The 554-nt window shown below is 51.1% G+C and carries 1 rRNA gene; it reads right to left on the reverse strand.

The window, feature by feature from the left end:
- Window positions 1–32: 32 nt before the first annotated feature.
- Window positions 33–554: ribosomal RNA gene (locus KGF48_RS19820) — 16S ribosomal RNA — on the reverse strand; the annotation flags it as partial.

Below are 554 nucleotides of genomic sequence, written 5' to 3' on the forward strand. Positions count from 1 at the left end.
CTCAAAATTAAACAGTAGGCAATTCTCCTTAGAAAGGAGGTGATCCAGCCGCACCTTCCGATACGGCTACCTTGTTACGACTTCACCCCAGTTATTGATTCCACCTTCGACGACTTCTTCCAAAAGGTTAGATAATCGGCTTCGGGCGTCTCCAACTCCCGTGGTGTGACGGGCGGTGTGTACAAGACCCGGGAACGCATTCACCGCAGCATTCTGATCTGCGATTACTAGTAACTCCAGCTTCATGTAGGCGAGTTTCAGCCTACAATCCGAACTGAGAGTAGCTTTAAGGGATTAGCTCCACCTTACGGCTTGGCAACCCTCTGTACTACCCATTGTAGCACGTGTGTAGCCCTAAGCATAAGGGGCATGATGATTTGACGTCATCCCCACCTTCCTCCAGGTTATCCCTGGCAGTCTCTCTAGAGTGCCCAACTTAATGATGGCAACTAAAGACAAGGGTTGCGCTCGTTGCGGGACTTAACCCAACATCTCACGACACGAGCTGACGACAACCATGCACCACCTGTCACCAATGTCCCCGAAGGGAACTC

The sequence above is a fragment of the Clostridioides sp. ZZV15-6388 genome (assembly GCF_020657755.1).
In the GTDB taxonomy this organism is placed as follows: domain Bacteria; phylum Bacillota; class Clostridia; order Peptostreptococcales; family Peptostreptococcaceae; genus Clostridioides.